The sequence below is a fragment of the Sphingobacterium sp. UBA2610 genome, assembly GCF_002339225.1.
GTDB lineage: Bacteria > Bacteroidota > Bacteroidia > Sphingobacteriales > Sphingobacteriaceae > Sphingobacterium > Sphingobacterium multivorum.
Genome location: NZ_DDKA01000002.1, coordinates 51,894 through 68,270, shown reverse-complemented (window position 1 = coordinate 68,270; position 16,377 = coordinate 51,894). Strand labels below are relative to the sequence as shown.

The window sequence follows — 16,377 nt, the reverse complement described above, 5'->3', positions numbered from 1 at the left end:
TTATTTTTAAATTAAGAACAGGCAATATAGCCTATTTTGCCTTAAAAATAAGTAAACATGTGTAAAATTGTTAATATAGTGGGAGAAATGAGCAATCTAGCAGTAGTCTCCGTCCTGCTAAGCGCGTAATTTAGTAGTACTATACAACTACGTATAATTATACAATAACGCAGAACTTATGTATCCTAAATTGTATCCTTACATCCTTGTGATCGTCTTGGTCGTACTCTGTACAACAGCCTTCCGGTCTACAGAGAGCAGTCGCTCCGTGACTCGCTATGCATCCATAACAGGATTGAAAGCCGAGAAAGTAGCGTATTATAAAAAGCTTCATGCCAAAGTTTGGCCCTCAGTACTTCGAAAGATCAAGGCATGTCATATCCGCAATTATTCTATTTTTTTGAAGGAGATAGATGGTCAATTTTTTCTTTTCAGCTATTTTGAATATGCAGGACAAAATATCAAGCTTGATATGCAAAAAACGGCTTCCGATCCAGAGACACAGCGCTGGTGGAAGGAAACGGATCCTTGTCAGCAACCCTTATCCGATGCACAGGAGAAAGGGGAGATTTGGTCTGGTATGACGGAGGTATTCCATACGGACTAAAGAAAGAAAATTAATAAACGCAGTAATAACCAATAGAATGTAACCATGAGAAAAAAAATATTATTTAGTTTGGCACTCGCTGTTTTAGGTATACATGTCGGTGCTCAAACAAAGGCTATTGTACCTGTTCCATCGGTACGGCCCAATGCATATCAGCGGGCGCAGATTGACCAAAAATATGGCATGTTCGTTCATTTTGGCATGAATACATTTCATGATCAGGAGTGGACAGACGGATCTAAACCCGCCAGCACATATGCTCCATCAGCAATTGAGGTTAAACAATGGGTTTCGACAGCAAAGGAAGCCGGGATGAAGTACATGATTTTGGTAACGAAACACCACGAGGGTTTTTGTTTATGGGATAGCAAGTATACGGATTATGATGTAGCGAACTCTTCGAACGCAACAAATGTTGTACTGGAGCTGGCTAAAGAATGCGCCAAACAGGGAATGCGCCTCGGCTTGTATTATTCTTTATGGGACCGAAAGCAGAACCCCAATGTTAAAGACAGGTCTGCAGATGCAGCCTATAATCAATATATGTTGAACCAGCTCAATGAGCTGGTGGATATGACCAAAAAGTATACGGATATCGTTGAGCTTTGGCTGGATGGAGGCTGGGAAAAAGAGAATTATCGATGGCCCACGCAGGAGATCTATAATTTAATCAAGAAAAAGGTTCCTGGATGTCAAATTGGTATAAACTGGAGCATCGGATCGCCTGAGAATACGGACAAACACATTGTTTTGCCGAAAGACCAGCAGAATTATTACCCAATACGTTATTTTCCAAGTGACTTTAGGCTAGGCGACCCATATCTTCCGGTCGATCCTGACCCTAAGCTTTTTATGGCACAGGGGAACACTTGCTATATGCCTTTTGAGACAACAGTGGTACTTGGAGAACGCTGGTTCTATAACACGACAGACAAGAAGTATAAGTCTTTGGAAGAGCTTGCGGGGATTTATAAGACCGCAACTGCGCAAGACAATATCCTGATCTTAAACGTTGGTCCCAATCGAATGGGGCGCATAAAGGATTCGGATGTTGACATTTTACGCAAATTAAAAGAGAAATTAAAGTTATAATTCAAAATAGATTAACCTAAATACTAAAAATAAGCACGTTAAGATTTTATGATAAAGACGTTTGATATTCAGGATCGAAGATTTCCTTTGGCTACAGGTGCAGGCAGTGATGCGATACACAAAGATCCGATCTATTCTTATGCAGTGACCCGATTGGCCGATGATAAGGGGCGCGTTGGGACAGGTCTGGCTTTTACACTGGGTGCAGGGAACGAGCTGGTCTGTCGTGCCGCAGCTTTTTATGCCGAACGACTGAAAGGGATTCCAATTGAGGATCTTATGGCAGATTTTGGTCAATTGTTTAATAGGTTGAGCAATGAACAGCAGTATCGTTGGTTGGGTCCACATAAAGGGGTTGTTCATTTGGCCTTAGCTTCGGTAACAAATGCCTGTTTTGATCTTTGGGCTAAAACGAGAGGAGTTCCACTTTGGAAATTGTTAACCGAGCTCAGCGCCGCAGATATTGTCAATACGCTGGATCTTTCCTATTTGGAAGATGAGTTGACAAAGGCGGAGGCCATCAGCTTACTGGAGTCAAATATGGCTACAGGTCATAAAAGAATGGGGATTATTGAAAAGGGCTATGTGGGCTATGATACGTCAGTAGGCTGGTTTAACTATTCTGATGAAAAGGTACGGGAGAATTGTAAGCGTGCTTTAGAAAACGGCTTCTCCGCAATGAAACTCAAAGTGGGCAGTGAAGATCCCTTGCGGGATATTCGTCGTGCGCATATCGTGCGTGAGGTTGCTGGTGATGAAGCTAAAGTAATGCTCGACGCGAATCAGCAATGGACGCTGCCGCAGGCGCTATCCATCTGTCAAGAGCTTAAAGAGATGAACCCGTTTTGGGTAGAGGAGCCGACACACCCGGACGACATTGTTGGTCATAAACGCTTGGCCGAACACATTGCGCCGATAAAAGTTGCCATGGGTGAGCATGTGCCGAACCGCATTTTGTTTAAAAATTATCTTCAAATGGGTGCGACGGGATTTGTACAGGTCGATGCTGTTCGCGTTGGCGGCGTAAGCGAGTTTATATCCGTGAGTCTACTTTGTCGAAAATATAATATCCCTGTTGTACCACATGTTGGGGATATGGGGCAGCTCCATCAGCACCTGGTTTTATTTAACCACATAAGCTTGGGGCATGAGGCTTTGTTTTTGGAGCATATTCCGCATCTAAAGTCTCATTTTGTACATCCAGTGGCTATAGAGAATGGCGTTTATCGTACCCCAATGGATGTGGGAAGCAGTTGTGATTTGTTATAAGTTGACATTATGTTAGGAAATTTAGATTTAGGTATCGCCATCTTTTATATACTGTTGATTTTAGTTGTCGGCGTATTGGCAGGATCGGTGCGATTTAAGAAAGTCAAGGAAACAAGTGCAGAGGGGTATTTTTTGGCTGGAAAGACACTTCGTTGGCCAGCCATTGGACTAGCGCTTTTTGCAACCAATATTTCAACAATCCATCTGGTCAGTTTGGCACAGAGCGGATTCGATACCGGGTTGCTTAATGGTAACTTTGAATGGATGGCGGCCTTTACTTTAATCTTACTGGCGCTTTTTTTTTGCCATTTTACCTCAAGTCGGGTGTTGCCACCTTGCCCGACTTTCTGGAACGGCGCTATGATCGTGCCAGCAGAGATTGGCTTACGTTTATCTCTATACTATCGGCAATTGTTATTCATATCGCTTTTTCGATGTTGGCCGGAGGGATTGTGCTGCGCACACTTTTTGGATTTAATATGTATTTAAGTATTACAGTAATCTGTGTGATAACTGGAATATATACGATTTTGGGCGGATTGCGTGCTGTTGTGGTGACGGAATCTATCCAGACAATTGTGTTGCTTGCGGGGGCTTTCATTATCAGTTTTGCGGCTTTTGACAAGATGGGCGGTTGGACGCCAATGAAAGCTGTACTGGAACAGGACAATGCCCTTGATCGTCTTTCCATGCTTCGTGGGAGTAACGATGGAAGTGGAATGCCTTGGTATGCCGTTTTGTTTGGCTATCCGATTTTGGGTATTTGGTACTGGTGTGCCGATCAGACCATTGTTCAGCGTGTTTTAGGGGCGAAAGATGAAAACCATGGACGTGTGGGTGCTCTTTTCTGTGGTTTTCTAAAAATCTTGCCTGTTTTTATTTTTGTGCTTCCAGGCCTATTTGCGTATACCTTGTTTAGAACAGGTCAATTGGATTTAAGCAGTCTCGGCGTGGACCATCAAGGGCAGGTCAATTCAAAAGGTATCTATACACTTATGATTACTCAACTTTTGCCTTCCGGATTGATCGGTGTTTTGGTCGCAGCGCTCCTGTCGGGTTTAATGAGCCAGATATCGGGTGCGCTAAATTCGATATCGACCATGGTGAGTTACGATATCTTTAGACAGCGGAAACCTGCCGCTTCCGATAGTCAGTTGATTCGTATTGGGAAAATTGCTGCAGTTATTGCCATGGGATTTTCCTTGGCTCTTTTACCACTATTGGATCGCTATGAGAGTATTTTCTACGGCATAAATGATGTGATAGCACACATTGCGCCACCAATAACCTGCGTATTTCTTTTAGGTGTGTTTTGGAAAGGGGCATCGGCAATAGCTGCAAAACTTACCTTGTGGATAGGTTCTGTTTTGGGGGTTGCCGTATTTTTACTGAACAAGCTGCTGCCTGACTCGTGGATAGGCCAGACTCCATTTATGATGATGGCTTTTTATCTGTTTTTGATCTGTATGGTACTTCAGGTATTATTATCTTATAAGTATCCCGTACAGCACACTGCGCAAAGTCGGGATTTGTACTGGAAGAATCCCATGGACCCACTTCGGGGTAAAGCCTGGTCGGGTATCGGGAGTTACCGCATTTTGTCGACATTGCTACTCGCTATTGTCGTGATTTTATATGTAATTTTCAACTGATTTTTTAATTTGTTCCAATGCTTTGGAACTTGATGCTAAATACAAGAATAATAGAACGTGAAAATCTTAGAAGATAAAATCATATTGGTTACCGGAGGAAGTGCTGGTATCGGTTTGGAATGTGTAAAAGCCTATGTCAAAGCGGGGGCAAAGGTTGCCTTTGTTGGTCTCGATCAAGCATCTGTGGATGAAACAGCTGAACTGATCGGGGCACCACATATGGGCATCTGTGCGGATGTCACGCAGGCCAGGGAAGTTGAATCAGCTATCCAAAAGACCGTTGCTGTTTTTGGGCGGCTTGATGCAATCCATAACAATGCTGGCTTGGCAAGTCCATCAAAACCTTTGCATGAAACGACGGACGATGAATGGATAAGGTTACTGGATACCAACATGAAAAGTGTTCTTTTGACTACACGGTATGGCTACCCCCATTTAAAGGAATCTGCCGGTTGTATTCTAAATACGAGTAGCTTGGTAGGGGAAATAGGCCAGGGGAACCATGCGGCATATGCTGCCACAAAAGGGGCTATCAATGCGTTGACAAAATCGATGGCCATAGACTATGCGTCTGTCGGCATACGTGTCAATTCGGTTATGCCTGCAGCTGTTATGACACCCATGCTCAACAAATGGACACTGGAGCAACCACAGCCGACACAGGTTTTTGATTTTTTGAAGGATATTCATTTGCTTGGATACTGTCCTGACGGTGATGTCATTGCTGATGCCTGTGTGTTTCTGCTGTCAAACCAAGCGCGCTTTATTACAGGGGTAAATCTACCTGTAAGTGGAGGTGCCGAGTTGGGCTACCGCAGAAATGTGTGACAGATTTTTTTATATTAACTATAATTAGCTTGCATTTGAAAAGCAATTTATCTAAGTTTGGCGCGCAGTTGTAGACTGCTTATAAATAATACATCAATCATGAGCCAGAAATTTATATATAATACCCGTTATCCTTCTGTTGAAGATCTAAAGATTAAAGCGAAGAAAAGGATTCCCAAATTTGCATTTGATTATTTGACCGGAGGAGCCAATGAAGAATTGAACCTTGCCAGAAATGAAAACGATTTTGATAATATTCTGTTGAAGCCTCAATATCTGCTTGCGAGTGAAGAAATAGACCTTTCGGTCGAACTATTCGGTCGCCGTTACAGTGCGCCGTTTGGGGTTTCGCCTATTGGACTTCAGGGATTGATGTGGCCGAATGCGCCAGAGATTCTTGCAAAAGCAGCTGCAAAAAATGATGTTCCTTATATTTTGAGTACTGTATCAACAAGTAGTATTGAACGTATTGCCGAGGTATCTGATGGGAAAGCGTGGTTCCAGCTCTATCATCCGACAGAAAACAGGTTGCGCGATGATATTATTCGACGTCTACAGGCTGTTGAATGTCCCGTATTGGTAGTTTTGGTCGATGTTCCTGCTTTTGGACTTCGTTATCGCGAGATAAAAAGCGGATTGTCTATGCCACCTAAAATGAGTATCGCCAATATCTTGCAAACTTTTGCCTGCCCGACTTGGGGGATAGAAACATTAAGACATGGAATTCCTTCTTTTGCAACATTGAAGCCTTATATGGAAAAAGGTCTTGATTTAGCTCAGCTGGGACAGTTTATGAATAGAACATTTACCGGTAAGGTAGATGTTGAGAAAATTAAAGCTATTCGCGATCTTTGGAAAGGGCCATTGGTGCTTAAAGGGATTGCCACCGACGAAGATATGCAGGCTTCTATCGCATTGGGCGTGGATGGAGTCATTGTCTCAAATCATGGTGGACGACAGCTCGACGCAAGTGAATCTTCGATCAATTCATTGATTCATTTGGCGAGCAACCCAGAATATAAAAATAAGATAAAAATCATGTTAGATGGTGGTATTCGATCGGGAGTTGACCTAGCCCGCGCCCATGCGGTTGGATCAGATTTCAATTTTATGGGAAGACCATTTATGTATGGCGTTGGCGCATTGGGCAATGAAGGTGGGGAACATACAATCAATATGTTCAAGACACATTTGTATCAGGTTATGAAGCAATTGAGTCTTTCAAAGATTGAAGATTTGCCGCAACGTCTACAAGCTGTCCTGTAACCATTGTAGCAGCTCGAGTTTTCGATCCAGCGTTGAGGTGGGAATCAGGCTCACCATAGAAAGAAGAGAATGTCTCTTATGTTTGTATGAAGCAAATGTAGGAGACATTTTTTGTTTTATAGTTTGACATAAAAGCTAGTTGGCTTTGATGTAATATGATTAAGTTTTCGATATAGCAAACGGAGATCAATCGGTGGCCAAATTCGCGATTTTAACAGTGCTTGTTCAGTGCTCGTTCAGTGCTTGTTCAGTGCTTGCTCAGTGGAGACTGAATAAACAATGACTAATTACTGTCCAAATATTGAATAAAAATTGTTTTTTCACCTAATTTGGTATGAGTATGTTTCCTTGATAATGTTTATCTTTAATATCTATAACATTATCAAGCAATTATGGCAATCGTTAAAAATGGTGTTAATGGAACTGTTTCCGGGAAAGCAGGTTCTGTTGTATTTGTGTCGACTAAAACAGGAAATTATGTACGATCTCTCCCTCGTGTTAAAAAACGGGAGCCCAGTCCTGAGCAACTGCTCAGTAGAAAACGCTTCAAAATGGTGAGGTCACATATTAGCCAGTTAAAACCGATCATCAATATGGGGTATAAAGCGTACAGCTATCCTAAACGGGCATACGATGTCGCGATGTCTTATAATTTGAAAGAAGCGCTTATCCAGGAAGAAAATGGTTTTTTGATTGACTGGCAGAAATTTATGATTGCCAAAGGAAGCCCCAATCCCATCACTTCCTACACAATGGATTTTGACAAAGAAAACCAAGTACTTCAGGTTACCTGGGAATATGACGCCTATCTGGAGGAAAAGTTCAATACCAGAACTTACGATTCCTTCTTGGTCCTGTATAATGTAGCGGATAACGGGAACGGATATTCACTTGTCATGAACGACTTCAAAGGTAGTTTACTATCTGGCAAACAACATATTGAAATGCCAAAACATAGAAAGGAAGTGACCTATCAGGTGTATATCTTTTTTATCGAGAGTTACGGTGGAGGTAATACAGACAGTCTGCATTTGGGTTCAATAACGATTTGAGTATACATAGTGCTGACACGATCGTGTATTATAATATAGCATAAAAAAGGGCTATCCACATTCGGCTAGCCCCTTTTTATCCACATTGGAAATAGTTTACCAGTCGATATTTCTATTGTCTGTTGAACCTACTTCCCATTGTTCGCTCACTTTACCGCTGTTGGCATCTTCTGGTCTGGCGTATGCCGAACCGGCGGCGATACCTTGTTCAAGTTCGATCGTCGTCATGTTTATTCGAGGGGCGATGTATGCTAATTTCTTTTCCATAATACCTTTTTTATCCTTGCTGAATTTCTATTGTTATGCTCAGCGTGTATTTAATTTTTAAGATTATTGATCTATTTATTGACTAATGGTGACTACTGACAAGGGATTTTCTTCTTTCCAGCACCTACACCTTTGATAATTGTACGTCCATCAACAAGTTGGGTCACTTTTACGGTGTTGCTTTGTGTTGCACTCCAAGGGAATGTGTTGAAGCTGTTGCCATTAACGAGTTTAAGTTCATATAGAGGACCGCCGGATGTTTTGCTACCAAACATGGTAACCTGGCCAGTTCTGCTGATGACAAGCTTGATCAATGGGGCTGCACTTGTACCTTTCATGTTGTAGACCTGATCAATTCTTTTACCAGTTTCAATATTGTTGCCTGCGTATTTGCTTCCATCAACAAACTGGATGTTTTGAGCAGAAGAGGCACCCACTTCAAATTGAATTTCTTGTTTCGCCAATTTGACACCATTTACTTCCATGTTAAATGCATTGTCCAGTTCGGTAATGTCGAAAACAAAGCCATAGTCTGCCGCTGGGGCAGTGAAATTTCTATCGATTGTCGTTCCATTGGCATAGAATTTTCCATCTTTCATAATACCCGTTTTACCTCCCGATGTAGTTGCCGGATAACTCCAGTCCAGGCCATTGCTGGTTACATTTTGTGTGCAGGTTCTGAAATTGAGTTTCAGATCGTATTTCTGTCCGGGATTGATCTTAACATTTGGAATGGTGATGTTTGTTTTAGTCTCATCATCCAGTGTTAGACTACCGAGCATCAGTGTTCCATTGCTGGTTGCCGGGTGGATCAATAAAGAGGGGTTACTGATCACGGTACGCAGGCCATTTCCTAAAGCCGGGAATTGCGTGGTCACGCCTGCGTTGTTCAAGCCATTGTAGGTTAGTGTTTGGTCTGAGAATTTCAAATTTGCACTACCATGACTAGGTTTTAATACGGCAGTCCCGATTTGAGTAATAGCTCCGGTCATACTTGGATCCATGGTCAATGTTGTGGTGATTTGGCTAAACCGGTGTTTTAATACAACATTTAAGTTATTTACACCACTTTTTAACGTTAATGTGCCCGTGTAATACATCAAATCACCACTTATATTGTCTAAGCTGGCAGTGGACAGTGTATTTTGATTGTTGATACCCGGTAATGCTGTGGTACTATTGATCGAATAGGCAATGAACGTGTAAGATTTTCCAGCGTCAAGAACGATACCTGCAGCAGTAGCTTCCTCACCATAGCTATAAATCTTTTCCGTTACGTAAGCGCCTTGGTTGTCATAGACAACAACTTTATATTTAACGTTTTTGTCCAATGGCTTCTCTTGTGTCTGGACAGCCGCTAGTTTGGGGGTGGACGAAGCGACGAGGCTTTTTGTGATCGCTGAATTGTTTGTTAGGACCACGTCGACAGAACCACCGTTTTCAAGCGGTACTGTCATTTCCTGTACATCAGGTGCATCGATTGATGTGCGTGAAGCTTTTGCAGATGCTTGCTTTTGAACAGCATTGTTGTCCGTTTCAGTGTAAGCTTCTACACCCGAAAGATTGACTTTAACGACAGTTTCTCCTGTCAATGCGGTGTTTTCTCCACTTTTGTTACAGGAGTAGAGACTAAGTGCGAAAGCACTGCAACCCAGCATGAACAGGTTAGTCAGTCGGTGATGGGGGATTAGATTCATGTTAATTGACATTTTGTTTTGTTATTGATTTTTTGATTTAGTTATTGATTTATTTGTTGTACTGTTTTTGCAGGTGTATGCCTGTTTATGTTTAAAATGTGGTATACGATTGCTTTTTTTGTTGCTATTATTTTTTATCGATGCAATTATATAAATAGCATTTTACTTAATATGACGTATTTGTATTATCTTATTTTTCTTATAGAGAAATATCTACAATACAACTATTTGCTGCTTTAAGGCTGTTTAAACATGTTTTATGCTGTTTTTCTGTAAATTACAATTCGTTTTATTTGAATAATAATTTACTTGTAATTAATATTAGTATCGAGTGATTGTTCTTTGTTGGGTTATGCGGTTTTGTGTGGATTTAAGGTTAAGAAAAGCGTTCGATAGAGGGCAACTGTTCCATTGTTTTTTAGGAAGAATAGGATGTGATGATCGCAATAGATTTCTGAGACTAAGCGGAGATTTTAATTTATTTTTTTAAATTTGTGCATTCATGAGGTTAATTGTTTTCATATTGATAGCATATATTATGGGACTTTCTTTTGTTCCCTGCAGTGATTCTACCAATCGCTGCGAGCAGACTGCTATGGAAAGACAATTAAACCAAACTCATAACCATAATGATGACGCGTCCGATGCCTGTTCGATTTTCTGCTATTGCAATTGTTGTAGTGGAAATATAACGGCTTATGCGTATCAATTTCCGCAAATAGATGGTGTCCCGGTTTCAATTTATTTTGATAATCGTAATCCTGTCCTCAATACAGCGATTGTTTCCAGTTATTTTGGGAGCATCTGGCAGCCGCCAAAGGTTAATGCTTAATTTTTCGTAAAAATTCTAGAAACAAATCTGATAGAGCATGCTATGCTGTTCTTTATTCAGCTTTGTGCTCGGAATACGCTTGTTGTATGGTATTACGACAAAAGATGAGCTATTCTAACGAGCTATTATTTAAGCATTAATCACGTATAATTGTGTTAGATCATATTATAAAATTTAGCATTAAGAACAAGATCATTATCGGTTTAATGACCTTGTTGCTTATCATTTGGGGGGCATGGAGTGCAACGAAACTGCCAATCGATGCCGTTCCCGATATTACCAATAATCAAGTCCAGATCTTTACCTCTTGTCCAACGCTTGCCGGGCAGGAAGTGGAACAATTGGTTACTTTTCCAATTGAACAAAGTATTGCAACTGTACCCAAAATTGAGGAGATCAGGAGTATTTCGCGCTTTGGACTTTCTGTCATTACTGTTGTTTTTGACGATGATGTAGATATCTATTTTGCCCGTCAGCTGATTGGTGAGCGTTTAAAAGAAGCGGTGGATCAGATTCCACAAGGTATTGGTAAACCTGAGCTGGCTCCAGTGAGTACTGGACTAGGAGAAGTATATCAATATATTATACATCCCAAAAAGGGAAGCGAAAAGAAATACAACGCAAAAGATTTGCGCACCATGCAAGATTGGATTGTTGCCCGTCAGCTCTATGGCACACCTGGAATTGCCGAGGTCAATAGTTTCGGTGGTGAGCTCAAACAATATGAAGTAGCTGTTGATCCGAATAGACTTAAGGCGATGAATATCACCATTCCAGAGCTATTTACTGCCCTGGAGAAAAACAATCAAAATACAGGTGGTGCCTATATTGATAAAAAACCGAATGCCTACTTTATTCGGGGAATTGGGCTGGCGACCTCCTTGGAAGATGTCAGAAATATTGCCATCCGAAAATCTGGAGCAATACCGATTTATGTTAAAGATGTTGCGGATGTACGTTTTGGTCATGCTGTGCGCTATGGTGCCTTGACATACAATGGTGAGGTTGATGCTGTGGGAGGTGTCGTCATGATGCTAAAGGGTGAAAACAGCAATGAGGTGGTCAACCGCGTGAAAGAAAAACTACCGACTATTCAAAAGTCGCTACCTGACGATGTGGTTATAGAGCCTTATTTGGATCGGACAGACCTCGTTGGGCGTGCGATAAGTACCGTTGAAAAAAATCTGATTGAAGGTGCCCTGATCGTCATTTTTGTCCTGGTCTTATTTCTTGGGAATTTGCGTGCGGGTCTTATCGTTGCTTCGGCAATTCCACTGGCGCTGCTATTTGCACTTGGACTGATGAACGTCTTCGGCGTAAGCGCCAATTTAATGAGTTTGGGCGCGATAGATTTCGGTTTGATTGTAGACGGAGCCGTCATTGTGGTGGAAGCTACACTACACCATTTAGGCTTACGAAAGTCTACCGAGAAATTGACCCAGGCCGAAATGGACCATGAGGTATTTGAGTCTGCTTCAAAGATTCGTACCAGTGCAGCCTTTGGTGAGATTATTATTCTTATTGTCTATATTCCAATTTTAACATTAGTGGGTGTTGAAGGGAAAATGTTTCGTCCAATGGCACAAACAGTTGGGTTTGCTATTTTCGGCGCATTGATTCTCTCGTTAACCTATATCCCCATGATGTGCGCTCTGTTCCTGCCGAAAAAACACAGCGACAAGAAAACGTTGAGCGACCGGATGATTGCGGGACTGCAACGTATTTATGAGCCTTTATTACAAAAAGCCATTCGGTTTAAATACCTAATCGTGAGTTTAACCGTTGCCATTTTTGCTTTGTCGGCCTTCTTTTTTAAGAATATGGGAGGCGAATTTATTCCACAATTGCAGGAAGGTGATTATGCATTCCATTGCATACTTCCCCAGGGAAGCTCACTTTCGCAAAGTATCGAAACCTCGATGCAGGCATCCCGGATTATCAAAGAGTTCGATGAAGTGAAGATGGTTGTCGGTAAAACAGGAGCTGCTGAGGTACCAACAGACCCTATGCCACCGGAAGCGACAGATATTATGGTGGTATTGAAGCCTCAAAAAGAGTGGAAGTCGGGCCGTTCTTATGAAGAACTGGGGAGCGCTATTCTGGAGAAACTAGAAGTAATTCCGGGTGTCTTCTTCGAAAAAAACCAACCTATTCAAATGCGTTTTAATGAACTAATGACGGGTATCCGTCAGGATGTTGCTGTAAAGATCTTCGGTGAAAACATCGATTCGCTGGCCGCTTACGCCAATGTGGTTGCCGCGCAGATTCAATCCGTTCAAGGGGCGACTTCGCCACAAGTGGAGCGTGTATCCGGCCTCCCACAAATCAATATCGTTTATGACCGCACCCGTATTGCAAATTATGGCTTGACAATTCAGGACGTCAATGACGTGGTGAGTACTGCTTTTGCCGGTCGAAGCACGGGACAGATCTATGAAAATGAACGTCGCTTTGATTTGGTCGTCCGGTTAGATACAACGCATCGAAACAGCATTGATGATGTGCGTAACCTGATGATTCCTACAGATACGGGTACGCAGATTCCGCTTTCTCAGGTCGCTGCCATTGATTATAAATTGGGGCCGGCCCAGATCAGCCGCGAAGCGGGTAAACGAAGAATTGTGATTGGATTTAATGTGGCCGGGCGTGATGTTCAAACCGTCGTAAAAGATATCCAACAACAATTGGCTGCAAATGTAAAACTTCCTGCAGGGTATTATTTCACCTATGGGGGGCAGTTTGAGAATTTACAGAAGGCGAGCTCACGCTTGTTGATTGCTGTGCCAGTTTCCTTATTGCTTATTTTTATGCTGTTGTATTTCACGTTTCATTCCTTTAAGCAGGCGACGCTTATTTTTACTGCAATTCCAATGAGTGCTATAGGGGGTGTATTTGCGTTGATGTTGCGCGGCATGCCTTTCAGTATTAGTGCCGGTATCGGTTTTATTGCCTTGTTTGGCGTAGCCGTACTCAATGGTATCGTTTTAATTGGGACATTCAATCAGTTGAAAAAAGAGGGTGTCGATGATATTTTTCAACGCGTTAAAGAAGGTACGTTGACTCGTCTGCGTCCAGTACTCATGACTGCGACCGTGGCTTCACTGGGCTTTTTACCGATGGCAATAAGTACAAGTGCCGGCGCTGAAGTTCAGAAACCTTTGGCAACGGTTGTTATTGGCGGATTGGTAACGGCAACTTTCCTGACCTTGTTTGTGCTACCCTTATTGTATATAATTTTTAATTCTAAATTGAATATGAAACGAAGTAGAGGTGCTAAGACCATCGTCACAATACTTGCTTCCCTATTTATGGCTTTGGGATCTCAGGTGTTTGGACAGGAGCGCATTTCTGTCACAGAAGCTGTAGAAACTGCGCTGAAGAACAATCGTCAGTTTCAGATCAACCAGGCTGAAATCGTGGGCGCTGGTTTCAATGTTAAGACGGCGACTGAAATTCCCAAGACCGGGATTTTTGCAGAAAATGAAGATTACCGTCCTACGGATAAGGCCGGCTTATTGAAAATTGGTATAACGCAAAGTATTGCCTGGCCTGGACTCTACACTGCGCGTAAGGCGTATTTTAAAGAACAACTAAAATATGCGAACCTAAATACAGATGTATTGAAAACTGCGATTACCAAAGACGTGAGGACAGCCTATTTTCAGCTCTGGTATCTTCAGGATCGCCAAAAACTGTACATGGAGTTGGATAGTATCTATACCGCCATGTTCAAAGCAACTGAACTTCGCTTTAGAACAGGTGACGTAGCTGCGCTGGATAAGATCGCGGCTGAAGCAAAGCTGAAAGAGTTGCAGGCACAACTTGTTCAAAACAAAAAGGATATCATTATTCAGCAACAGCAATTGATGATGTTGTTAGACCGTAATGAGTGGATGCTCCCATTGGATCAATCCTTGGAGAAGATTGTCGTGGACGCAAGTCCATCAGATGAAACGGCGCATCCTTTACTGGTTTTACAGCAGCAAAATGTAAATATCGCTTCATCAAACATCAGTGTTCAGAAAAATACCAATAAGCCTGAGTTCTCGGGTCGATTTTTCTCCCAACGTGTTTGGGGAGCCAAAGATCCATTATCGGGATTCTCGGTCTCCGCATCCTTCCCGGTCTTTAGCTTGGGCGCCTATAAAAGTAAAGTGAAGGTTGCCAACGCTGAAATGGAAGTTCAACAGCGTAAGTTGGAATATGATACGCAGGTATTCCAGACAAATAAAGGGAATGCACTTGCTGAAATTGACAAGAATAGTGCATTGCTGCAATTTTATGAGTCTTCGGGGTTAAAACAAGCTGATGCAATTATTAAAGCAGCTAGTTTGGGTTATAGAACGGGGGAGATCAATTTTGCTGAATTAAGCCAATTTTTAAGTCAGGCCATTGGCATTCGCCAGAATTATTTAGAAGTCCTCAATCAGTATAATCAATCAGCAATTCAATATAATTACTTCAATAACAAATAAGGCAACAATGAAAGTTTTCATAAAGATATTTATCGTATGTGTAGCCGTTACTGTTTTTTACGGTTGCGGTTCTAATGAGTCGGAGCGTAAAGGTCAACCGGAAGAAAAGGAAGTACCCAAAGCCGAAGCGGAGCATGAGGAAGGGCCGGTTACGGTGGCGGCATTGAGTGCTGCACAAATAAAGGCTGTGGGAATCGTTTTTGGAGGGATTGAAGAGAAGGAACTAACAGCTACCATTAAGGCCAATGGACTTTTGAGTGTACCCAATAACAATAAAGCGAATGCGACGGCGCTTTATGGTGGTGTTGTAAAGACATTGAATGTGCAGCTGGGGGACAATGTGCGTAAGGGGCAGGTGATCGCTACGATTACCAACCCCCAGTTTGTACAATTGCAGGAGGAATATGTATCCCTGGCAAGTAAGATTACCTTGGCCGAACAAGAAATGGCAAGGCAACAGGAACTCAATGAAGGCAATGCAGGCGCACGGAAAAATCTGCAGGCCGCAACAGCAGACTTCAACAGTTTAAGGGCCCGAAAGGCTTCTTTGCAACAACAGATCCAATTGATGGGTATTAACCCCAATAGCGTGAATCTGTCCAATATGCGAACTTCACTGGCCGTAACAAGCCCTATCAATGGAACAGTTAGTAATGTTTTTGCGAAAATAGGGAGTTATGTGGATGTCTCTTCTCCGGTGATCGAGATTGTTGACAATAGTCTGTTGCATTTGGATCTGCAGGTATTTGAAAAGGATCTACCTTTGGTTAAAGTCGGACAGCTCATCAACTTTCAGCTGACCAACAATCCGGATAAGACCTATACCGCTAAAGTTTTTACAATTGGATCTTCATTTGAAAATGACAGCAAGACCATCGCTGTACACAGTACGGTTGTGGGCAGCAAAGTGGGGTTGATTGATGGGATGAACATTACGGGTATGATCGGTGTCAAAAATGTGCGGACTCCGGCTGTTCCGAATGACGCAATCGTGGAGGCTGACGGCAAGTATTATATTTTTGTGGAGACCAACAAGAAACCGGAAGAGCATGAGGAGGGGCATGACGATCACGGGCATGCACACGATGAAGGTGAAGCAAAACATGCACATAAAAATGAGCAAGAAGCCGGGCAGCATGGAGAAGAACAGGCTAAAAACATCAATTTTGAAAAAATTGAGATTCAAAAAGGCGTATCTGCTTTGGGATATACTGCGATTACCCCGGTTACAGAAGTGCCTGCTGGAACAAAAATTGTTGTGAAGGGTGCTTTTTTTATCAATGCCAAAATGAGCAATACAGGTGGGCACGAACATTAATTGACCGTATTTGTTAACATAA

Annotated in this window: 11 protein-coding genes and 1 pseudogene; 10 read left to right on the top strand and 2 right to left on the bottom strand. The window is 42.2% G+C overall.

Translation table 11 applies throughout. The features are described 5' to 3' along the window. Nucleotides 1-178 precede the first annotated feature (178 nt). From B4Z47_RS02655 to B4Z47_RS02620, 7 genes and pseudogenes are all read left to right on the top strand, one after another. Entirely contained in the window at nt 179-607 is a 429-nt protein-coding gene (locus B4Z47_RS02655; protein ID WP_201303530.1) for an L-rhamnose mutarotase, read from the top strand. A gap of 45 nt (nt 608-652) precedes the next feature. Beyond that, nucleotides 653-1,699 (top strand): alpha-L-fucosidase, encoded by a 1,047-nt coding sequence (locus B4Z47_RS02650; RefSeq protein WP_115048633.1) that lies wholly within the window; start codon nt 653-655, stop codon nt 1,697-1,699. 48 nt (nt 1,700-1,747) lie between these two features. Then, on the top strand, nt 1,748-2,968 hold the full coding sequence (locus tag B4Z47_RS02645; RefSeq protein ID WP_115048634.1) for an enolase C-terminal domain-like protein: 1,221 nt from the start codon (nt 1,748-1,750) through the stop codon (nt 2,966-2,968). 9 nt (nt 2,969-2,977) lie between these two features. Next, nucleotides 2,978-4,620: pseudogene (locus tag B4Z47_RS02635) on the top strand (sodium:solute symporter). Nucleotides 4,621-4,677: 57 nt separating this feature from the next. Then, nucleotides 4,678-5,448: an SDR family NAD(P)-dependent oxidoreductase gene (locus tag B4Z47_RS02630; protein ID WP_070564353.1), complete on the top strand. Its 771-nt coding sequence runs from the start codon at nt 4,678-4,680 to the stop codon at nt 5,446-5,448. Between the two features lie 99 nt (nt 5,449-5,547). After that, a complete protein-coding gene (locus B4Z47_RS02625; RefSeq protein WP_070564350.1) occupies nt 5,548-6,714 on the top strand; it encodes an alpha-hydroxy acid oxidase in 1,167 nt (388 codons plus the stop codon). A 392-nt stretch (nt 6,715-7,106) separates the two neighbouring features. Further along, nucleotides 7,107-7,766, top strand: a complete 660-nt coding sequence (locus B4Z47_RS02620; protein ID WP_070564348.1) for a DUF6266 family protein — start codon at nt 7,107-7,109, stop codon at nt 7,764-7,766. A gap of 96 nt (nt 7,767-7,862) precedes the next feature. On the opposite strand, the gene B4Z47_RS02615 is transcribed toward B4Z47_RS02620, so the two are convergent. Next, nucleotides 7,863-7,994, bottom strand: coding sequence for a hypothetical protein (locus tag B4Z47_RS02615; protein ID WP_256603458.1), 132 nt, complete (start codon nt 7,992-7,994; stop codon nt 7,863-7,865). Between the two features lie 131 nt (nt 7,995-8,125). Beyond that, nucleotides 8,126-9,730, bottom strand: coding sequence for a fimbrillin family protein (locus B4Z47_RS02610; protein ID WP_139144942.1), 1,605 nt, complete (start codon nt 9,728-9,730; stop codon nt 8,126-8,128). 502 nt (nt 9,731-10,232) lie between these two features. Here B4Z47_RS02610 and B4Z47_RS24655 point away from each other — a divergent pair. The 3 genes from B4Z47_RS24655 (at nt 10,233) to B4Z47_RS02600 (ending at nt 16,355) form a co-directional block, all read left to right on the top strand. Next, entirely contained in the window at nt 10,233-10,562 is a 330-nt protein-coding gene (locus B4Z47_RS24655; RefSeq protein ID WP_313240106.1) for a DUF6660 family protein, read from the top strand. A gap of 152 nt (nt 10,563-10,714) precedes the next feature. After that, nucleotides 10,715-15,037, top strand: a complete 4,323-nt coding sequence (locus B4Z47_RS02605; RefSeq protein ID WP_115048640.1) for a CusA/CzcA family heavy metal efflux RND transporter — start codon at nt 10,715-10,717, stop codon at nt 15,035-15,037. A 7-nt stretch (nt 15,038-15,044) separates the two neighbouring features. Continuing rightward, nucleotides 15,045-16,355, top strand: a complete 1,311-nt coding sequence (locus B4Z47_RS02600; protein ID WP_070564339.1) for an efflux RND transporter periplasmic adaptor subunit — start codon at nt 15,045-15,047, stop codon at nt 16,353-16,355. Nucleotides 16,356-16,377 lie beyond the last annotated feature (22 nt).